This is a genomic window from Novosphingobium sp. (assembly GCF_030696665.1).
Lineage (GTDB): Bacteria > Pseudomonadota > Alphaproteobacteria > Sphingomonadales > Sphingomonadaceae > Novosphingobium.
Genome location: NZ_JAUYRV010000033.1, coordinates 85,162 through 105,067, shown reverse-complemented (window position 1 = coordinate 105,067; position 19,906 = coordinate 85,162). Strand labels below are relative to the sequence as shown.

The 19,906-nt window shown below is 64.3% G+C and carries 15 protein-coding genes; 6 read left to right on the top strand and 9 right to left on the bottom strand.

The window, feature by feature from the left end; translation table 11 throughout:
* Positions 1 to 67: 67 nt before the first annotated feature.
* Together Q8R81_RS09160 and Q8R81_RS09155 are read right to left on the bottom strand one after the other, a co-directional pair.
* Positions 68 to 1,393 carry a HAMP domain-containing sensor histidine kinase gene (locus Q8R81_RS09160; protein ID WP_305617125.1) on the bottom strand — a complete coding sequence of 442 codons (1,326 nt, stop codon included), beginning with the start codon at positions 1,391 to 1,393 and terminating at the stop codon, positions 68 to 70.
* 3 nt (positions 1,394 to 1,396) lie between these two features.
* Positions 1,397 to 2,053: a response regulator transcription factor gene (locus Q8R81_RS09155; RefSeq protein ID WP_305617124.1), complete on the bottom strand. Its 657-nt coding sequence runs from the start codon at positions 2,051 to 2,053 to the stop codon at positions 1,397 to 1,399.
* Positions 2,054 to 2,130: 77 nt separating this feature from the next.
* On the opposite strand from Q8R81_RS09155, the gene Q8R81_RS09150 reads away from it, so the two are divergent.
* The 5 genes from Q8R81_RS09150 (at position 2,131) to Q8R81_RS09130 (ending at position 10,557) form a co-directional block, all read left to right on the top strand.
* Positions 2,131 to 3,267 carry an efflux RND transporter periplasmic adaptor subunit gene (locus Q8R81_RS09150; RefSeq protein WP_305617123.1) on the top strand — a complete coding sequence of 379 codons (1,137 nt, stop codon included), beginning with the start codon at positions 2,131 to 2,133 and terminating at the stop codon, positions 3,265 to 3,267.
* A gap of 1 nt (position 3,268) precedes the next feature.
* Positions 3,269 to 6,379 carry an efflux RND transporter permease subunit gene (locus tag Q8R81_RS09145; RefSeq protein WP_305617122.1) on the top strand — a complete coding sequence of 1,037 codons (3,111 nt, stop codon included), beginning with the start codon at positions 3,269 to 3,271 and terminating at the stop codon, positions 6,377 to 6,379.
* Positions 6,376 to 7,602 (top strand): TolC family protein, encoded by a 1,227-nt coding sequence (locus tag Q8R81_RS09140; protein WP_305617121.1) that lies wholly within the window; start codon positions 6,376 to 6,378, stop codon positions 7,600 to 7,602. Before Q8R81_RS09145 ends, Q8R81_RS09140 begins: the two co-directional genes overlap by 4 nt.
* A 256-nt stretch (positions 7,603 to 7,858) precedes the next feature.
* The gene (locus Q8R81_RS09135) at positions 7,859 to 9,829 is read left to right on the top strand and encodes a hypothetical protein (protein WP_305617120.1); all 1,971 of its coding nucleotides are present in this window, start codon (positions 7,859 to 7,861) and stop codon (positions 9,827 to 9,829) included.
* The gene (locus Q8R81_RS09130; protein WP_305617119.1) at positions 9,826 to 10,557 is read left to right on the top strand and encodes a DUF3142 domain-containing protein; all 732 of its coding nucleotides are present in this window, start codon (positions 9,826 to 9,828) and stop codon (positions 10,555 to 10,557) included. The genes Q8R81_RS09135 and Q8R81_RS09130 overlap by 4 nt, the downstream gene beginning before the upstream one ends.
* Positions 10,558 to 10,567: 10 nt before the next feature.
* Here the strand turns inward: Q8R81_RS09130 and Q8R81_RS09125 are convergent, their stop codons facing one another.
* Positions 10,568 to 11,191: a hypothetical protein gene (locus tag Q8R81_RS09125; protein WP_305617118.1), complete on the bottom strand. Its 624-nt coding sequence runs from the start codon at positions 11,189 to 11,191 to the stop codon at positions 10,568 to 10,570.
* Positions 11,192 to 11,205: 14 nt separating this feature from the next.
* Positions 11,206 to 12,258 carry a hypothetical protein gene (locus Q8R81_RS09120; protein ID WP_305617117.1) on the bottom strand — a complete coding sequence of 351 codons (1,053 nt, stop codon included), beginning with the start codon at positions 12,256 to 12,258 and terminating at the stop codon, positions 11,206 to 11,208.
* 153 nt (positions 12,259 to 12,411) lie between these two features.
* Here Q8R81_RS09120 and Q8R81_RS09115 point away from each other — a divergent pair, with 153 nt between their 5' ends.
* On the top strand, positions 12,412 to 12,921 hold the full coding sequence (locus Q8R81_RS09115; protein ID WP_305617116.1) for a hypothetical protein: 510 nt from the start codon (positions 12,412 to 12,414) through the stop codon (positions 12,919 to 12,921).
* A 22-nt stretch (positions 12,922 to 12,943) separates the two neighbouring features.
* Here Q8R81_RS09115 and Q8R81_RS09110 read toward each other — a convergent pair whose 3' ends face one another.
* Genes Q8R81_RS09110 through xdhA form a run of 5 tightly spaced genes read right to left on the bottom strand, consistent with a single transcriptional unit; the run spans position 12,944 to position 19,905 of the window.
* Complete coding sequence (locus Q8R81_RS09110) at positions 12,944 to 13,957, bottom strand: adenosine deaminase (protein ID WP_305617115.1); 1,014 nt, start codon at positions 13,955 to 13,957, stop codon at positions 12,944 to 12,946.
* Complete coding sequence (gene guaD, locus Q8R81_RS09105; RefSeq protein ID WP_305617114.1) at positions 13,954 to 15,255, bottom strand: guanine deaminase; 1,302 nt, start codon at positions 15,253 to 15,255, stop codon at positions 13,954 to 13,956. The genes Q8R81_RS09110 and guaD overlap by 4 nt, the downstream gene beginning before the upstream one ends.
* On the bottom strand, positions 15,252 to 16,190 hold the full coding sequence (xdhC, locus tag Q8R81_RS09100) for a xanthine dehydrogenase accessory protein XdhC (protein WP_371135345.1): 939 nt from the start codon (positions 16,188 to 16,190) through the stop codon (positions 15,252 to 15,254). Before xdhC ends, guaD begins: the two co-directional genes overlap by 4 nt.
* The gene (gene xdhB / locus Q8R81_RS09095) at positions 16,190 to 18,490 is read right to left on the bottom strand and encodes a xanthine dehydrogenase molybdopterin binding subunit (RefSeq protein WP_305617112.1); all 2,301 of its coding nucleotides are present in this window, start codon (positions 18,488 to 18,490) and stop codon (positions 16,190 to 16,192) included. The genes xdhC and xdhB overlap by 1 nt, the downstream gene beginning before the upstream one ends.
* On the bottom strand, positions 18,490 to 19,905 hold the full coding sequence (gene xdhA, locus Q8R81_RS09090; RefSeq protein WP_305617111.1) for a xanthine dehydrogenase small subunit: 1,416 nt from the start codon (positions 19,903 to 19,905) through the stop codon (positions 18,490 to 18,492). Before xdhA ends, xdhB begins: the two co-directional genes overlap by 1 nt.
* Position 19,906 lies beyond the last annotated feature (1 nt).

The following is a 19,906-nucleotide window of genomic DNA, read 5'->3' as shown; positions in this document are numbered from 1 at the left end:
TGTCGAGCGAAGTCGAGACATGGCGCGCGGTGTCTCGACTTCGCTCGACACGAACGGGATGTTGTTTTTAGGGGAGCGTCAGGACCGCGCTGAGGCCGCCTCTGGGCGATTGAGCAAGGGTCAGGTCGCCGCCATAATCGCGCGCAATGGCGCGGGAAATGGCGAGGCCGAGGCCGGAGCCGCCGTGGTCGCCCTCGCCGCTGTGGCCGATTTCGAAGACAGCTTCGCGTTGTTCGGGCGCAATACCGGGGCCATCGTCCTGCACCGCGATGCTGTGCGTGCCGTCGGCCTCGCGTGCTTCGATGCGGATTTCGGCGTGCGCCCACTTGCCTGCGTTGTCGAGCAAGTTGGAGAGGGTTTCGCTGAGGTCGTCGGCATCCATCGGCACGCTCAGGCCAGAAGGATAGCGCGCGCTGAACGTCTTGCCGGGGTGGCAGCGGTGCATGGCATCGAGCAGAGGCGGCACCACCTCGTCCAGACGCGCGCGTGGGGGCACACCTGCCTTTGATCCGCCAGAGCGGACACGGGCCAGGTGGTAGTCGATCTGACGCTGCATCCGGCCCGACTGATCGAGGAACACGCGCGCGGCATCGCACTGCCCGGCTTCCTGCAAGCGCTCGGCTTCGTCTGTCACCACGGCGAGGGGTGTGCGCAGCGAGTGGGCGAGCGAACTGGCCTCAACTCGCCCGCGATCCACGATTTCGGCATTGCGGGCGACGTAGGCGTTGAGATCGGTGACGACGGCCTGAATTTCGTCCGGGTAGCGCCCGGCTATGCGCCGCTGCTCACCCTTGCGAAGGGCATCGATGGCGGCGGTGAGGCGGTTGAAGGGACGGAAACCCAGCGTAATGATGGCAAGGCCACTGGCGAGCAAGGCCAGCGCCAGCAGCGTGAGCCAGACGGTCAATTCGCGGGTGAAGGCGCTGATGATACGCTCCAGATGGCGCTCGTCGGTCGCGATAACGAAGTGGACCGGCGGGCCACTCTCGGCATCGCGGATAAAGCCATAGACGATGGTCGGGCCGGTGGGGCCGTTAGCGATGCGGTGGAGGATCTTGGGCGAGTGGGCAATATCATGGTCGAGAGCGCCCCGCGTCATCGAGGGTGATTTGAGTTCGCCAAAGCCCGGACGGCTGATTTGCCAATAGAAGCCCGAAAGCGGCTGCGCATAGCGCGGGTCTGACAATGGGCGTGTCAAATGGGGGCGGCCCTGCGCATCAAGTTCCGTCAGCCCGCCAAGTTCGCGGACGTGGACTTCCAGTTCCTCGTGATACGAATCTTCCACGTGGGTCGTGAAAAGGCGCACCGAAGAATACCAGATGGCGCCGATACCGAGCGCGACCCAAAGCAGGATCGAAAGGAGAAAGCGGCCGCGCAGGGATGTGAGGCGCATGGACTAGACCTCCAGCCTGTAGCCAAGGCCACGCACGGTGCGGATCGTGTCTCGCCCGATCTTGCGGCGCAGGCGGCTGACGTGGGCTTCCACGGCGTTGCGGTCGCGCTCTGCCTCAAGCGCGTAGAGCTGTTCGAGGATGGCATCTTGCGAGATCACGTGGCCGGGGCGACGCAGGAACAGGTGGAGGAGCGCGAATTCCTTGCGGCTGAGATCGAGCGGCTGGTCGCTGCGCGTTGCCGTGCGCGCCACGGGATCGAGCGCGAGATCGCCTGCGGTGATCGTGCTGGGACTTTGCCCCCTGCCCCGCCGCCACAGCGCGTGAAGGCGGGCAAGGAGTTCCTCGAAACGCACGGGTTTGACGAGGAAATCGTCGGCCCCGCTGTTCAGGCCCTCTACCTTGTCACGCCAGTTGCCGCGTGCGGTGAGGATGAGGATGGGGACCACTTCGCCCAGCGCACGCCAGTGGCGCAGCAGGTCCAGCCCATCGCCATCGGGCAGGCCCAGGTCGAGGATGACAGCGGCGGTTTCGGCAAGATCGGGCCAATCGCGGGCGGCTTCGGCGGTCTGCACCCAGTCGACGGCCATGCCTGCCGAGCCGAGACGCTCTGACAAGCGTCGGCCCAGTTCGGCATCGTCTTCAACCAGCAAAAGGCGCATTTGGGGCAAGCTTCTCAAGAGTTCCAGCTTTGCAATGGCAAACAAAGCTGACGCGACCCTGACAGATTGTCAGGCTTGTGTCAGCTTCGCTTGCGATGACCGATGGCATGGAACGCAACACGATCATCGGCGGCGCGGCTTTTGCTGCTGTTCTTCTCGGCGGACTCGGCTGGTGGGCCAGCAAGGATGCGCCGCCAAGCGAAGAGGCTGCGGCTGAAGTTTCGGGCGGCGAACTGACGTCCGAACAGATCAAGCGCATGGGCATCACCACCGAAGCTGCCACTGCGTCGAGTGCGGCGGAACTGGGCATGGTTCCGGGCGTAATCACCCTCCCCCCCGAAGCGCGCGTGGCCGTGACTGCGCCATTTGGTGGCACGGTGCTGCGGCTATTCGTGGTCAACGGGCAGGCGGTAACCAAAGGACAACCGCTGGCCATCGTGCGTTCGATAGAGCCGGTGCAATATGGCGCGTCACTCGCTCGGGGCGAGGCGCAGCTTGCTGTGGCGCGGGCCAATGCAGCGCGGACGGGCCAGCTGGCCAAGGAAGGCATCATCGCAGGCGCGCGGGCCGATGAAGCGCGGGCAACGCTGCGTGAAGCCGAAGTAGCGGTGAGCGAGAACCGGCGCATTCTTTCGCAAAGTGGTGCGAGCGCGGGCGGCGAAGTGACGCTGCGCGCGCCGATTACCGGCAAGCTCTCTGCCGTGGCTGTGCAGACCGGCGGGCCGGTGGACGGGCTGACCGCGCCTTTCGTCATCGAGAACACGTCGAACTTCATGATTGACCTGCAAATCCCCGAGCGGCTGGCAGGCGACGTGCGCCCCGGCATGGCGATTGCCCTGCAAGATAGCGGCGATGCGCCGGTCGAAGGACAGATCGTTTCGGTCGGCGGCTCCATCGATCAGGAAACGCGCGCGCTGGTGGCCAAGGCGCGGATCAACGGATCGCCCGCGCTGGTCAGCGGCAAGGCGGTTTCGGTGGTGCTCAAGGGCAACCGGGCGGCAGCGGCTGGCATTGGCGTCCCGGCCTCGGCAGTCATCCAGATCGGCGGCAAGGACGTGGTTTTCGTCGCCACGCCCAAGGGCTTTGCCAAGCGCGAAGTCACTGTGGCTGGGCGCGGGGGTGAGCGAGTGACGCTGACCTCCGGCCTGAAGGCGGGTGAGCGCGTGGCGACAAGCGGGCTTGCTGAACTCAAAGTCCTGTTGGGCGGCGAATAGGATGCTTTCCAAGCTTGTAGAGAAAGCGCTGGCCACTCGCGTTGCCGTGCTGGGGCTGGCGCTGGTGCTGGCCGCTTGGGGCGCGTGGTCGTTCATCAACCTGCCGATCGATGCTTTCCCGGACATCAGCTCCACGCAGGTAAAGATCATCCTCAAGGCCCCCGGCATGACGCCCGAAGAGGTCGAGAGCCGCGTGATCACGCCGATCGAGATGGAAATGCTCGGCATTCCCGATCAGGCCAATCTGCGCTCGGTCGCCAAATATGCGATTGCCGACATCACCATCGATTTCAAGGACGGCACCGACATCTATTGGGCGCGCAGCCAGGTGGCAGAGCGGCTGGCGAACGTATCGGGCGATCTCCCCGCTACGGTCGATGGCGGCATGGCTCCGATCTCCACGCCGCTTTCGGATATGGTGATGTTCACGCTGGAAGGCCCGCAAAGCCTTGCTGAAAAGCGTCGCGTGCTGGACTGGATCGTGCGCCCTGCCCTGCGCACCGTGCCGGGCGTCGCCGATGTGAACGCGCTCGGTGGCTTTGTCGAAACATTCGAAGTACGGCCTGACAATGCCGCGCTGGCTGGCGCTGGCCTGACCGTGGAAGACCTGCGCACCGCCATCGAGAGCAGCAACCGCAACGACGGCGCAGGCCGCCTGAAGCAGGGCGAAGAAGCGCTGATCGTGCGCGCGGTGGGGGCCATCACCTCGCTGGAAGACCTGTCCTCAGTCGTCGTCCGCACGCAGGAAGGCACCGTGCTGCGCGTGGGCGATGTCGCCACCGTCGGCATGGGCAGTCTTACCCGCTATGGCGCGGTGACCAAGAACGGCACTGGTGAGGCGGTGCAAGGTCTGGTCATCGCACTCCGTGGAGCCGATGCCTCCAAGGTCGTCGAGGGCACAAAAGCGCGGCTTGAGGAAGTGAAGCCCAGCCTGCCCAAGGGCATGAGCGTGGACATTTTCTATGACCGGTCTGACCTTATCGGCAATGCCGTGGGCACCGTTGAAAAGGCGCTGATCGAAGCGACGATCCTCGTGGTCGTGCTGCTGCTGCTGTTCTTGGGGGATGTGCGCGCTTCGGTAATCGTGGCGGTGGCGCTGCCGATGGCGGCGCTGCTGACGTTTATCTTCATGCGTTCCATTGGCCTGACGGCGAACCTGATGAGCCTTGGCGGGCTGGCCATTGCGGTTGGCATTCTCGTCGATGGCGCAGTCGTGGTGGTGGAAAACGTGGTCGAACGACTGTCCGACCCAAAGCACCGTGCCAGCGGCAAACTGCATGCGGTGTTCATGGCCACGGCCGAAGTTGCCGTCCCGGTCGCGTCGGGCCTGCTGATCATCGCTTTGGTGTTCCTGCCGCTGCTGACGCTGGAGGGGCTTGAAGGCAAGCTGTTCTCGCCCGTCGCGCTGACCATTGTGCTCGCGCTGCTATCGGCACTCGTGCTGTCGCTCACGTTCGTGCCCGCGCTCGCCTTTTTCGTGTTGCGCCAGCAGGATACGCATGGCGAACCCTGGCTTATGCGCAAGATCGCCCCTGCCCATGCCCGCGCGCTGGAATGGGCGTTTGGCAATCGGCGGACCGTGGGCTTCATTGCGGGCGGATCGCTGCTTCTCGCGGGCCTTGCCTATAGCGTGACTGGCAAGACCTTTCTGCCGACAATGGATGAAGGCGCAACGCTGGTTCAGCTTGCCAAGCTGCCAAGCATCAACATCGAAAGCAGTGTCGCGGGTGATCTGCGCGTGCAGCGTCTGATCATGGAAAAGGTTCCTGAAGTCACCGACATCATCGCCCGCGTCGGCAGCGACGAACTGGGCCTCGATCCGATGAGCCTGAACGAAACCGACAGCTTCGTAAGGCTCAAGCCGCGCGATCAATGGCGGGTGCAGGACAAGGACTGGCTGGTCGAGCAGATCCGTCTTGCCCTGCACGCAATGCCGGGGATCGAGCCGAGCTTCACCCAGCCCATCGAAATGCGCGTGTCCGAAATGCTGACCGGCGCGCGCGGCGATCTGGCGATCAAGCTGTTCGGCCCGGACCTCAAGGAACTCTCACGCCTCGCCGGGCAAATCCAGAAGCGGCTTGAGACCATCGATGGCACCAGCGAAGCGATAACCGTCGCCAACGATAGCGTGGATTATCTGCAAATCGATATTGACCGAGTGGCTGCGGGCCGGGCCGGGATGCCGGTGGACATGCTGCAGGACATGATGCGCGCCAATGTGGAAGGCGTGCGCGCAGGTGTTGTCGCCGATGGCGTCCGCCGCGTGCCGGTGGTGATCCGGGGCAATGGTGGCGAAGGTATGGACCCGCAGGCCTTTGCCGATCAGGTCTATCGCAGCCCTGCTGGGCAACTGGTGCGCGCCAGCGACGTGGCGCAGGTCAACCGCGTGGAGGGCCCGGTAAAGCTGGAGCACGAGAACGGATCGCGCTTTGCGCTGGTGCAGGCGTTCGTCTCAGGCCGCGACCTGGTTGGCTATGTGGAAGAGGCCAAGGCCGACATCAGCGCCAACGTGCCGCTGCCGCAGGGTTATCGCATCGTCTGGGGTGGGCAGTTCGAAAACCAGCAGCGCGCCTCCACCCGGCTCATGGTGGTGCTGCCGATTGCGGTGCTACTGATCTTCGTGGTGCTCTATCTCACGCTGCGCTCGGTGCGGGCGTCGGCGCTGATCCTCGTCAACATCCCGTTTGCGGCGGTAGGCGGGATGGTCGCGCTGGCGGTTTCGGGTGAGTATCTCTCGGTCCCGGCCTCGGTCGGCTTCATCGCGCTGTTAGGTATTGCGGTGCTCAACGGCCTCGTAATGGTAAGCTATTTCCGCCAGTTGCGGCAGAACGGCATGACACTGCATGATGCCGTGCGGATCGGCGCGGCGCGGCGTTTGCGCCCGGTGCTGATGACTGCCAGCATCGCCGCCTTTGGCCTTGTGCCGCTGCTGTTTGCCAGCGGGCCGGGGTCGGAAATCCAGAAACCGCTCGCCATCGTCGTCATTGGCGGACTGGTAACCGCCACGCTTCTGACGCTGATCCTGCTGCCGATCCTGTACGAACGCTTTGGCGAAAGCGCGCAGGAACGTGACGCTGGTGACAGGCTCCACTCAGCGGGAGAAGGCGCATGAAGGCCCGCGTTTCCCTGTTCGCGCTGCTGATCGGCGCGGCCTCTCCTGCGTTGGCACAAACTGCCCTCCCCCCCGAACCGGCAGTGCATGAAGCCATCGCATCACACCCGCTTGTGCAGGCAGCAGAAGCCCGCGTCGATGCAGCACGGGCCGAAGCGCGCGGTCTGCGCTCAGGCAACCATGAGTTCAATTTTCAGGCCACCCACATGCGCCGGTCGGTGCAAGGCCTTGGCAACGTGCCCGAATATGACGCCACGCTTACCCGCGCGATCCGCCTGCCCGGCAAAGCCGGACTGGACCGAAAAGCGGGCGAATTTGGCGTGACCGCAGCGCAGAACATGGCCGAAGACGCCCGGCATCAGGCGGCGACGCTGCTCAATGATCTGTGGTGGGACTGGCTGGGTGCAAGCGCCGAGGCGCGCGTGGATGCACAGGGCGTGGTGAATTATGAAGCCACGCTGGCAGCGATAGCCCGCCGCGTAGAGTTGCGTGACATGGCACCGCTTGAGGCTGACCAGACTGGGGCCGCGCTGGGCGATGCCCGCACTTTGGCGGCGCAATCGCGGGGCCGCGCCAATCTGGCGCTCGCACGGATCAAGGCGCGCTTCCCTGGATTGCCGCTGCCTGATGACGCTCCCGAACCGCCGCAGCCTAAGCTTCCGGCTGAGAGTTTTGAAGCGATGGCTGCGCAAGTGATCGAACGCAGCCATGAAATCGGCGCAGCCAATGCGCAAAGCGCGCGATTTGCCGCCTTGGCGGACCGCGCGCGCAAGGACCGGATTGCCGACCCCAGCTTTGGCGTGCGCCTGTTCAGCGAACAGGGCGGGCGCGAACGCGGCGCGGGGCTGGTGCTGTCCATGCCCATCGGCGGAGGCCATCGCCGCGCATTGGCTGATCAGGCGGAATCCGAAGGTCAGGCAGCCGCCGCAGAACTGGCGGCCGTGAGGCTCGATGTGCAGGAAATGGCCTCGCGCGATGTCACGCGGGCGCAGTCGGCCATGCAGGCTTGGCAGCAATCGCGCGAAGCGCTGAATGCGCAGATGGCGGCGCTTTCAAAAACGCGGCGCGGGCACCAGTTGGGCGCAATCGATCTGGCCGATGTGCTGCAGGCAGAACGCCTGACCCACGCCGCATTCCGCACGGAAGCCCTCGCCCGCGCCGAGGCCAACCGCGCCATAAACTGCATGTTGATCGACAGTCACAACCTGTGGATCGCAGACTGATCCAGACGGGTGACAATTGTCATTGCTTGAGCGTCGCACAGTGCGCATTGCTTGGTCCATGACGATCAGCAATCGACGGAATCATACGAGGCGCAACCTTTCGGCATGGCTGCGCAGGCACCCGCTCCTCGGGGGTGCTGGGGCAATAGTTCTGTCTACAGCTGGTATCGGCGGCACACTTTGGGCTTGCGCGGATTCGTCCTGCACACCGGGCTGGCAGCTTTCCGCAGCAGACTACGATTGCGCCGGGCGGGCGATGATCAGCCCCGGCAACGATACGCGGATCAACCTGCTGCTATTGATGCAAAGCCTGCATCCGATGGGCGACCCGCCCGCCAATGCACGCCCCGATCGGTGGGACCGGCAGTTCGGGCAAACATTCATGTCGTGGGGCGGGATGCGTGAAGCTTATTGGCCGCAGGCGGATCAATCCGAGGGGGGCAGCGATGAAGGCCCCACCTGCGAACCCGCAGCCAGCGGTGGCCCTGCGTTTTTGGAGGCGATCTCTGCCGAACAGGGCCTATCCTCAAACGAACGCGCCGTCTTGTCCGAACTGCGTGCAAAGGCTGGCTGCAGCGACGAACCGTGGGATGACGCGGCCATCAGCAGCAAGGCCGGCCGCGAGTATCTCGGCTATCTGAAGGCCGCCGATGCCTTTCACAAGAATGATTGGTCGGGGGCGTCCCAAGGCTTCAATGCCCTCACCCGCGCGAAATCAGCGTGGGTGGCAGAAACCGCGCGCTACATGCCCGTCCGCATCGGGCTGCGCATGGCGATTGCAACGGCAGTCGATGAATGGGGCGATTTTGCAGGTTCGGAAAAGATCGACAAGCCGTCGCTGGAATCTGCAAGCGCTGCGATTGACGATTACCTGAAAGCCTATCCCAAGGGGCGCTATGCGGCGTCGGCAGAGGGTTTGAAACGCCGCGTGGCATGGCTGCGCGGCGATATGTCTGCACTGGTGCAGCGCTATGAAGCACTGCTGGCAAGCACACCCGGTTCAAGCGAGGCTGCGGCCAATCTCGCCGAGGAAATCGACAACAAGCTACTCGAACGGCAGGACGCCGCCGCGCTGATTGCGGCGCATGGCAAGGCACCGCTGCTGCTCGCTGTCGCAGATTTCAAGCAGATGCGGCCCACCGGCGATGATGCCATCGGCCTGTCCGCCACTGACCTTGCCGCGCAGAAAGCGCAATTTTCCGCATATCCAGAGCTTTACGGGCTGATTGAGGCGAGCCGTATTACCTATGCCGGAAGCGATGCCAAGGCGGTGTTGGCGCTGGTGCCCGATGCGGCGCGGCAGCCACACTACACGCCGCTGGCGTTCAGCCGGCAGACCTTGCGCGGCATGGCGCTGGGCAAGTTGCGCGATCCGAACGAGGCAGGATTCTGGCGCGAATTGCTGGGCGGGGCCAGCCCGGTCTACCAACGCCCGTTGGCTGAACTCGGCCTTGCCGTGCGCTGGCAACGAGACCGGCGCATAGAGCAAATCTTCGCGCCCGGATCGCCAATCACCGATCCGACAATCCGTGAGATTCTGCTGCAGACAGTCGCCACACCTGCCATCCTGCGCGCCGATGCCGCCAACACCGCGCGCCCGGCGCACGAACGGGACGTTGCGCGGTTTGCGCTGCTTTACAAAGATCTGACGCGCGGGGCCTATGCCGATTTCACACGCGATCTAGCGCTGGTGCCTGCCGGTGCCAATACCGATGCCGGCCTGTGGAATATTGCCCAACAAGAAGCTATTCCGGTTGGGCTGTTCCGCAAGGCGCGCTGGTCCGATGGCTTTGCCTGCTCGGCAATTGCCGAGACCGCCGCAACCCTTGCCCGCGCACCTGCCGACCACCGCGCGCGGTTGTGCCTTGGCGATTTCTACCGGCTCAACGGGTTTGACAGCTTCACCCTGTTCACCCCCGATGGAAACCAGATGGCGCTGGGCAATGGCCCGGATGGCTTCCCGGGCAAGACAATGGCGCGCGCGGCGCTTTATGATGCGGTCATTGCAGACCGGGCAGCGGCGCCGGATCTGCGCGCCTACGCGCTCTATCGCGCGGTGATGTGCTATGCGCCCTCGGGCTACAACGGGTGCAGCGGCCCGGCGTGGACGATGGCAGAAGTCGACGCTGCACAAGCGCCGGTCGCCGCGCGCAAGGCGTGGTTCACTGAACTTAAGCAGCGCTATCCGGGCAGCCGCTGGGCCAAGAGCCTGCGCTACTACTGGTGAAGCGGCGCGCAGCGGTTGCGCTGGCGCTCTCGCTGCTGACGGGGTGCGAGGCTGAACCGCAGCCGACCACACCCCCGGCAGTGCAGGCAGCAAAGTATGACGCAATCTACGTCTGGCCCGGCGTGCGCCCTGCCGCAGGCAGTGCGGCCAAGACCGTCTACCTGCTTGATGGCGAAGTGCGTCGCGAAGGCGCGGCACGGCTCGAACGGCTGCGCATGGGCGTTCCCAAACTTCCCGGACGGACAGTGTGGCTGGTGGTGCGGGCCGAACGGCTTGACTGGAACGAAGCGACCTATGCCGCGATCCTTGCCGACCTTGCGCGGTGGGAAGACGCAGGCAATGCGGTGGCGGGCCTGCAGGTGGATTTTGACGCAGCGACGCGCGGGATCGAAGGCTATGCCCGCTTTCTGCAGGGTTTGCGCGAACGCCTGCCCGGACGGTGGAAGCTTTCGATCACAGGCCTGATGGACTGGAGCGCGCACGGCGATCCGCAGGCGCTGGCAGGCCTCGCCGAAACCATCGACGAAGTGGTCGTCCAGACCTATCAGGCCCGCACCACCATCCCCGGATATGAGCAGTACTTCGCCCGGATGGAGCGCTTCCCAATCCCGTTCCGCGTGGCGCTGGTCGAAGGCGGCGCGTGGCAGGCTCCGCCCATGCTGGCGCACCATCCGATGTTTCGGGGTTATGTGGTGTTCCTGTTGGGGCCGACAAAGCCAAAGACCTGAGGTCCAGTCCCTACATGGGCTTTCCGGCGGCATCGAGCAATTCGATGCGATAGGAGCAACCATACAGAGTCTTGCCCGGATGGCTGGTGACGTTGGACACCGATCGGGCGATCACCGTGTGCGTGCCAAAACCATCGGGCGTTTCGGCTGGTTCGGTCACGTCCGCCAACACACGCTGGCCAAGGAATTTGCGAAAGCGGATTTCGCTTTCCACCTCCTCGCGCGTTGTCCGGCCCGTGGCGACCAGTTCATCGATCAAGGGCTGCGGGTCCATTTCATTGACGATGCCTTCAGGCATGGCGACGACGTTCGGGTCCGGCTCATCAAGGATGGCCAGCACTGCGGTTGATGAGAACACGACCCGGCGCGTGGCCCAGTGCCCCGTCACCGCGATGGGTTCAGGCAGTTCATATTCCAGCAGGAACGGGTTATCGCTTTCAACCTTGGTCCAGCCAAGTTGCGCAGCAACACCATCCTCGCCCGACACGTTCAGCGCAAAGCCATTGTAGGTCGGCGCATCGATATGGCAGTTGATCGCGTCCGTCAGACTGACCAACGCAGGGTCGAAGTCTTCGTCCTCCTGCGCCCATACCGGTGACGCGATGACGAGCGCAAAGGAAAGCAAATGGCGCATTGCGGCGTTATCCCTCACTGGCGTGAATAGCGGCCGCGCGGCATCATGTCGGGGATCAATTGGCCATCACGAATGTCCAAATTCATCACCTCGAATGGCGGCTGTTCAAGCTGGCGCGTGTCGACAAGGATCGCTTGAATCCCCTCGGTCAACGGCGCAATCGGCAGCGTCTGTGTCCGGTTGACTGGCTCTGGCAGGCTGAGCATCACTTGTTCAACCGCCGCCCCGTTCCGCAAGGGCGCAAAGGCCCACCCGCCCCGGGTTGTCTGCGTGGTTTCACGGTGGCCATCGCTGTAGACAAACACCGCGCCGACGCGCGACAGCCGCAGTTCGCGCGCGGGATCCCCCACCACGATGGCAATGCCGCGCTGCCATTGCGCCTCGGGAATCGCTGCCCAGTTGTCCTCGCGCGGGGGCTGGCATTGCGACGGCGTGACCGGGGCGCCAATATCCGGCACGTCAAGATTGGCCTCCCGGTGCGCCTCCTCCATCACTTGCAGCGCTGTGTACCAATCGGACATGGCCGCCTGCGCAGCCTCGCGCTCCGCCTCGCCCGCGCTGGAACCTACAGCAACTTCCGCCGCACGGCTCGCCGCATCACGCGCCGGTTCTGCTGAAGCGACCGCCTGCCGGGCGGCGGCGACCTGTGCAACGCCGGGCGGCGGACGATCATCGGACAGGATCATCGGCGCAGACATCGTGGCAGCTACATTCCAAGGACACAGCGCTGCTGCTGCCTGTCGCGCCCGATCCAAACCCTGCTCACGCAAGTGGCGTTCAGCATCCTCGTTCCACGCCACGCGTTCGTCCACGCGAAACAGCGGATCGCTTGCCGAGGGTAGATCGGCGACCAGCTTCACCTTGTCGCCCGAGCGAGTCCATTTTCCCTTCGCCACCTGATCCACCGCGCCATAGCTGATGTACCAGTCAAACCGGCCATCGGCCTTCAGCAACAGTTCCGACCCGGTCTCCATCACGCCGGAAAGGTAGTAATGGCCAACCAGCGTTGCGTCAGACTTTACTGCCTCGTCTTGCCCCGGATCGTCTTGCCCCGTATTGGCACTCACCGGCGCTGCGGCACACAACGCCGCAACCGCCGCAACGTGCAGCGCGATTAATCTTCGACAGTGATGTTTGCCAAGGTTCATGGACGTGGCCTAGACAGTTCGGGTACGCGCTTCAATCAGCGGCGGCCACACGAGTCCAGAATGGCTTCATTCATGCGTATTTCTGTGCAAACGTGCCTTGCGGCCATTCTCGCCCCTGCGCTGCTGGCCGCTTCGCCTGCGATGAGCGCGCCAAAGCCGGCCCCGGTCTCAACGCCATCTGTCGGATCGCCTGAACGCACGGCCATTCTCGATGCCATCCGTCCTGCGCCGGGTTCGAAAATCCGCTTCATTGTCCACGACTTGCGCGTGATAAAAGGGCGAAACGCCCGTTTCGCCTATGCCGCTGTCGAACCGTCCCAGCAGGAATATGACGGTGGCGAATTCATCCTGAAGAACGAAGGCCGCTGGCGTGTGGTCTGGTCGGTCACCGGCGGCGGCACCAACACCTGCGCCGATATAGCCGCCTATTACCGCGATATTGCGCGCATGCTTGTGGCAGAAGGAATTGCCGCCGACCGCCTGCACCCCGGCCACAGCGCCGAGGAGCGACGCCTTCAGGCAGCCGCGCACGATGATGCCGATTGCAATGCGATAGGCGATCTTGGCCCAGAACTGGATTAGGCAGAGTTACCGAGCGCTGGGATCAGCCCATGCCCACGTGGCCCTCGATAGCCGCAAGGTGCCCCGCCACTGCATCTGGCGGCAGGAACGACCCAGTGAAGCTGTTGCGTGCCAGCGTGGCAATATCCTCACGCGATAGCCCCCTCGCAGCTGCGACGGCGCGATAATTGTCGGCAACATAGCCGCCGAAGTAGGCAGGATCATCAGAATTCACGGTGGCCTTCAGCCCTGCGGCCAGCATCCGGTCAATCGGATGATCGGCCAGATCGCCCACCACGCACAGCTTCAGATTGGACAGCGGGCAGACCGTCAGCGTCATGCCTTCGCGCGCCAGACGCTCAACCAGCGCTGCGTCTTCCAGCGCGCGGTTGCCGTGATCAATCCGATCCACGTTCAGCAGATCCAGCGCTTGGTACACATACTCCGGCGGCCCCTCCTCACCGGCGTGGGCCACCAGCTTAAGTCCCTTCGCGCGCGCAGCGGCAAAGACCTGCGCGAATTTCGATGGCGGATGGCCCACTTCGCTCGAATCCAGCCCCACTGCCGCGATCCGGTCCAGCCACGGCTCGGCCATCGCAAGCGTTTCAAACGCGGCGTCTTCTGAAAGATGGCGCAGGAAGCTCATGATCAGCGCGCTGGTCATGCCGTGCGTTGCCTCCGCCTCGGCCATTGCAGACAGCAGGCCCCTGATCACTGTGTCGAAGGCAATTCCCCGGTCGGTATGCGTCTGCGGATCGAACATGATTTCCGCATGGACCACGCCATCTGCTGCCGCCCGGTCGAAATAGGCCATCGCAAGGTCATGGAAATCAGCCTCGGTCACCAGCACGCTGGCCCCGGCATAGTAAATGTCGAGGAAGTCCTGAAGGTTTGAGAACGCATAAGCCGAGCGCACTTCGTCGACGCTGGCATAGGGGATCGGCACGCCGTTGCGCGCAGCCAGCGCGAACATCAGTTCAGGCTCAAGGCTGCCTTCGATGTGCAGATGGAGTTCGGCCTTTGGCAGCCGAACGATGAAGCTGTTGAGATCGGTCATGCCTTTTGCCCTACTCCATCACGATCCCAAGCGCATTGCCCCAATACGTATGTGCAACGCACCGCGCGATCATCGCCCAGAACCTGCAATGCAAAAAGCCGTTCCACCACCGATGCCCCGGCGGTGCGCCGGGCGAGCAGCGGCGTTGCCTTGTCATCAAGCACAACGAAATCAGCCTCTTGCCCCTCGGCCAACATACCTACATCGCCGTCGATGTGCAGCAGCCGCGCTGAACCACCCGTAGCCAGCCATAGCGCGCGGAGCGGGTCAAGCCGGTAGTCTTTGAACAGCCCCGCCTGATAAGCCACGCCCGCATTGTGGAGCAACGACAGCGACGTTCCTGCGCCGATGTCTGACCCCAGTCCGATCCGCACGCCGTGGCGCTCAGCCTGCGCAAAATCGAACATGCCCGATCCCAGAAACAGGTTCGAGCTTGGGCACACCGCCACCCCCGCCCCCGTTTCGGCCAGCCTTTCACATGACCGGTCCGGCAGGTGAACGCCGTGGGCGAAGACCGACCGATCTGTCACCAGACCGAACCTGTCATAAGCATCAAGATAATCCGCCGCATCGGGAAACCGCGCCGCCACTTCGGCGATCTCGCGTGTGTTTTCGGAAAGGTGGGTATGGAGCAGCACCCCCGGATGATCGGCTAGGAGCTTCCCCGCGCCTGCCAATTGCGCGTCGCTGGATGTCAGCGCGAAGCGCGGCGTCACCGCATACGTCAGCCGCCCCCGCCCGTGCCACCGCCGGATCAACGCCTCGCTTTCGGAAACACCGCTCTCGGCTGTATCCTTCAACCCTTCCGGCCCCAGATCCATCAGCACTTTGCCGCAGGCCATGCGAAGGCCGCGTGCTTCGGCAGCCCTGAAGAATGCGTCAACCGATGCGGCGTGGACCGTGCCGAACACCAGCGCGCTGGTGGTTCCGTGGCGCAGCAGTTCGCTCAGAAAAGCCTCGGCCACTTCCGCCGCATGGGCGGGATCAGCAAAGGCTTTTTCGGCCGGAAAGATATGCCGATCCAGCCAGTCAAGCAGCTGCTCTCCGTGGCTCGCGATGCGGTCCAGCTGGGGATAGTGGACATGCGCGTCGATGAAACCGGGTACGATCAGGCCGTCCAGCGCTTTCACGTTCAGGCCGGGGAAACGCGGGGAAACATCGGCAAACGCCCCGCGCGCCACGATGCGCCCGTGTTCCACCACCAGCAGTCCGTCGGCATCATGCCGCACTGCATTCGGGGATTCGGCAGGATCGTGACGGAGGCTCAGGATTTCGCCGCGAAAGCCCTGCACGGTCACGCCGCCACAGCCTGAACCTGCACCGCGCGCGGCAGTTGCAGCAATTGCGCCAGCAGGGCCACAGCGATCACATCCGGCTCCTTGCCGGTCACGCCGGGCAGGCCAATCGGACAGGTCAACCGCCCACGCGCTTCGACACACACGCCTTCCCGATCAAGCCGTGACAGAAACCGCGCCCGCTTGGTCTGCGATCCGATCAGCCCGGTAAAGGCCAGCGGCGCGCGTGACAGCGCGGCCAAAGTCAGGCGGTAATCCAGCGCGTGATCGTGGGTGAGGATCACCACCGCAGCATCATCGGGTGCTTCGGCAATGCATTGCTCGATCCCGCTTTCGGGGACCACTGCCACGCCCTCAATCGTCTCGAACACCGGGCGCGTATCGAACCATGCCAGCCGCAGCGGCAATCCACCGATGTGCCGCGCAATCGCTTGCCCCACATGGCCTGCGCCAAACAGGTAAAGCGGACGCCGCCAGCATCCGATCACCTCGGCAATCCGGCTGCCCTCGCGCGGGCGGTCGCCCCGTGCAGACATCGGCGTTGCGGGGCCATCGCTCACGTGCCGCTGGATAGCACCGGGCTTCAACTGGCTCACCAGCGTCCGCCCTTCCACCGCATCGCCCAACCAGCCCAGCACCGCCGGATCGACATGCTCCACCAGCAGCCGCACGCGTCCACCGCAGCACTGGCCCAGCAGCGGCCCCAGCGGATAGTCCTGCACCCGCCACGCCCCTGGCGCATGGTCGAGCACGGCCCGCGCCTGCTCCACCGCCCGGAATTCCAGCGCGCCGCCACCGATGGTGCCATGCTCGCGTTTGGCCGTCACCAGCATCCGCGTGCCAGCTCCGCGCGGGGCGGAACCTTCGGTGGCCAGCACACTGATCATCGCCACCGGTTCTGTTGCGGGCAAGTCGCGCAGGGTTTCAAGCCAATCCATCATGCAGCCTTGTGCGCAGCAATCGCACGCAGCACCGCCTCAGGCGTTGCCGGAGCATCGAGCGGCGGCAATTCCCGCCGTTCAGGATTGGTCGCAGCAATCGCCGCGCTGATCGCGCAAAACACGGAATTGGCCAGCATCAGCGGCGGCTCGCCCACCGCCTTTGAACGGTGAATCGTCGGTTTGGCATTCTCGCCATCCCACAGATCGATGCGCAGCCGCTTCGGGCGATCGGACGCAGTCGGCACCTTGTAGGTTGCGGGCGAATGGTTGAGCAGGCGGCCCTTGGCGTCCCACTCCACCACTTCGGTGGTCAGCCAGCCCTGCCCTTGCACAAACCCGCCCTCGATCTGCCCCCGGTCAATCGCCGGGTTCAGCGAGCGGCCCACATCGTGGAGAATATCCACCGCCAGCACCTTGTGCTCTCCGGTCAGAGTATCAACCACCACCTCGGCAACAGCCGCGCCGTAAGCGAAGTAATAGAACGGCCGACCCTTGTGCGAAGGCCGGTCGTACGCGATCTCGGGCGTGGCATAGAACCCGGTCGAAGACAGCGAAATCCGCCCCAGATGCGCCTTGCGGGCGGCCTCGGCAAAGGTCATGCGGGTGTCGCCAGCGATAACACCCTCCGGCGTGAACAGCACCTCTCCACCGAACGCGCTGCTCAGAAACGCCGCCATCCGCTCCCGGATCGCCACTGCGGCATTGTGCGCCGCCATGCCATTCAGGTCCGCGCCCGAAGACGCTGCCGTGGCAGAGGTATTGGGCACCTTGTCGGTCCGCGTCGCGGTGATCCGCACCTGTTCTACCGGCACGGCAAAGGCATCGGCCACGATCAGCGCTACCTTGATGTATAGGCCCTGCCCCATCTCCGTGCCGCCGTGGTTCACCTGGATCGAACCATCGGCATAGACATGCACCAGCGCGCCAGCCTGATTGAGGTGCGTGGTGGTAAAACTGATCCCAAACTTCACCGGGGTTAGCGCAATGCCCTTCTTCAGCACCGGATTGCCCGCATTGAACGCGGCAATCGCCTCTCGCCGCGCATCATAACGCGACGTTTCCCGAAGCCGCGCAACCAGTTGCGGCGCGATGTTGTCCTCAAGTCTCATGCCATAGGGCGTCACATCGCGCCCCGGCCCATAAAGATTGCGCTCCCGTACCATCAGCGGGTCAAGCCCAAGCCGCGCCGCCACGTGATCGCACACCCGCTCGATCGCCAGCATCCCCTGCGGCCCACCAAAGCCACGGAAGGCGGTGGCGGAAACGGTATTGGTCTTCAGCCGCTCTGACAGGATCTCCACATCGGGAAGGAAATAGCAGTTATCGGCATGGAACATCGTGCGGTCGTTGATCCCGGGTGAGAGGTCCATCGTCGCCCCGCAGCGCCCGCCAAAGCGCAGTTTGACCGCAGTCAGCCGCCCCTCGCCGTCATGCCCCGCCTCATAGTCCACATCGAAGTCGTGGCGCTTGCCAGTCACGATCATGTCGTCATCACGGTCGCAGCGGAACTTTGCCGGACGCCCGGTATGGTGCGCCACCAGCGCGGCAGCAGCAGCGAACAGCGCGGCCTGGCTCTCCTTACCCCCAAACGCACCGCCCATGCGCCGCACTTCCACGGTCACGTCCGCGCTGGATTTGTTCAGCAGCAGCGCCACCAAATGCTGCACTTCGCTTGGGTGCTGGCTTGAGGAAACGACATGGATCTGCCCGTCCTCGCCCGCCCGCGCATGGGCGACCTGCCCTTCCAGATAGAAATGATCCTGCGCCCCGATTTTCAGCTTTCCAGCCAAGCGATGCGGCGCAGCGGCCAGCGCGCCATCGGCATCGCCCTGCGCCATGCGCTGGTCCGCCTCAATCCGCGATCCCGCCGCCCGTGCCTGCTCCACGGTGAGCACCGGCTCCAGCGGCGCATAGTCGATCCGCCCAAGCCGCGCCGCCTTGCGCGCCGCCATGCGCGTCGTGGCCGCCACAAGGAACACCGGCTGCCCGTCGCTCACCACTTCACCATCGGCCAGCACACGGTCATCGTGCGCTATAGGGCCGACGTTGTTCTCACCCGGAATATCCGCTGCCGTATAGACCGCCACCACGCCGGGAAAAGCCATCACTGCAGACAGGTCCATCCCCACAATCCGCCCCCGTGCTTCGGTCGAAAGGCCAAAGGCAAGGTGCAGCATGCCCACCGGCTCCGGCTCATCATCGACATAGCGCGCCAGCCCCGCCACATGCAGATGCGCGCTGTCATGTGGGAGCGATGGCTTGGCGTCGGCAGGCCACAGCGGTTCGGCGTCAGCCATCAGCAAGCCTCCACGTCCAGCACGCAGGTCGCCACACCCTGCTCACGGTGCCACAGCCGCCAGAGCAAAGCGCCCGCCGCCTCGATGCGATAGCCAGACGTCCCGCGCACATCACTCAACGGCTGAAAGTCCCCGTGCAAAGCTTCCGCCGCCGCAGCAATCGTCGCTTCGTCAAAGGGTTGCCCCACCAGCGACGTCTCACATCCCGATGCCCGCCGGGGCGTCGCCGCCATGCCGCCAAAGGCCACCCGCGCCGCGGTGATCACACCGTTCTCGACCTTCAACGCAAAGGCCCCCAGCACCGCCGAAATGTCGCTGTCAAACCGCCGGGAAAGCTTGGAAATGTGGACCACAGCCCCCGCCGCCGGGCGCGGCACGAACACGCTCTCCACAAACTCGCCCGGCAGCCGGTCCTGCTTGCCGTAATCGATGAAATAGTCCTCCAGCGGCATCGTCCGCCGCCCGCTGGCAGAGCGCAAGGTCAGCTCCGCCCCCAGCGCGATCAGCGCGGGCGGACCATCGCCAATCGGCGATCCGTTCGCAATATTGCCGCACACAGTGGCACAATTGCGCACCTGCAAACCGCCAATCCGCCGCACCAGTTCGCCAAGGTCGGGGTGCAACCGCGCCAAGGCCCCATGCGCCTGCGCATAGCGGACCCCCGCGCCAAGCCGAACACCCTCAGGCGTCTCATCAACCGCCTTCAGATCGGCCACGTCCCCGATGAACACTACCGTATCCAGTTCACGCAATCCCTTGGTCACCCACAGGCCCACGTCGGTTGCCCCCGCCACGATCCTCGCTGCGGGATAGTCGGCCAGAATAGCTGCCAGCGCATCCGAAGAACGCGGCGCAAACCACTGCCGCCCCTCAAAACTACCGCCAGCTTCGCCCCCCAACTCCCCCAGCGCCGCCGCCACGGCAGCGTCGTCGCGGACCACTTGCGAGACCGCTTCACCAGCTTCCAAGATCGGCCCATAGCCCGTGCACCGGCACAGGTTTCCGGCGATCACGTCTGCCACCGGAAGTTCGCTGCCTGCTGCACCAATCGCCCGTCCGTGCAACGACATCACAAAGCCCGGCGTGCAGAACCCACACTGCGAACTGCCATTGGCCGCCATGCAGGCCTGCAATGGATTCAGCACTCCACCCTTCGCCAAACTCTCCACTGTCATCAATGCTTTACCGTGCAGCATTGGTAGGAACGCAATGCAGGCATTGACCGCGCGCCACTCCACCGCCGCGTCGACCAGTTCCCCCACCAACACCGTGCAGGCCCCGCAATCCCCCTCGGCACAGCCTTCCTTGGTCCCCGTCCGCTGCAACGGCCCGCGCAGATAATCCAGCAAAGTCCCGGTCGGATCGCAGTCCGCAATCTCGATCACTTCGCCATCAAGCAGAAACCGCACCGCCATT

Excerpts from the sequence above, each read along its gene's own strand:
- Q8R81_RS09160 (WP_305617125.1), bottom strand. The coding sequence starts at position 1,393 with ATGCGCCTCACATCCCTGCGCGGCCGCTTTCTCCTTTCGATCCTGCTT.
- Q8R81_RS09155 (WP_305617124.1), bottom strand. The coding sequence starts at position 2,053 with ATGCGCCTTTTGCTGGTTGAAGACGATGCCGAACTGGGCCGACGCTTG.
- Q8R81_RS09145 (WP_305617122.1), top strand. The coding sequence starts at position 3,269 with ATGCTTTCCAAGCTTGTAGAGAAAGCGCTGGCCACTCGCGTTGCCGTG.
- Q8R81_RS09140 (WP_305617121.1), top strand. The coding sequence starts at position 6,376 with ATGAAGGCCCGCGTTTCCCTGTTCGCGCTGCTGATCGGCGCGGCCTCT.
- Q8R81_RS09135 (WP_305617120.1), top strand. The coding sequence starts at position 7,859 with ATGATCAGCCCCGGCAACGATACGCGGATCAACCTGCTGCTATTGATG.
- Q8R81_RS09125 (WP_305617118.1), bottom strand. The coding sequence starts at position 11,191 with ATGCGCCATTTGCTTTCCTTTGCGCTCGTCATCGCGTCACCGGTATGG.
- Q8R81_RS09115 (WP_305617116.1), top strand. The coding sequence starts at position 12,412 with ATGCGTATTTCTGTGCAAACGTGCCTTGCGGCCATTCTCGCCCCTGCG.
- Q8R81_RS09110 (WP_305617115.1), bottom strand. The coding sequence starts at position 13,957 with ATGACCGATCTCAACAGCTTCATCGTTCGGCTGCCAAAGGCCGAACTC.
- xdhC (WP_371135345.1), bottom strand. The coding sequence starts at position 16,190 with ATGGATTGGCTTGAAACCCTGCGCGACTTGCCCGCAACAGAACCGGTG.
- xdhB (WP_305617112.1), bottom strand. The coding sequence starts at position 18,490 with ATGGCTGACGCCGAACCGCTGTGGCCTGCCGACGCCAAGCCATCGCTC.
- xdhA (WP_305617111.1), bottom strand. The coding sequence starts at position 19,905 with ATGGCGGTGCGGTTTCTGCTTGATGGCGAAGTGATCGAGATTGCGGAC.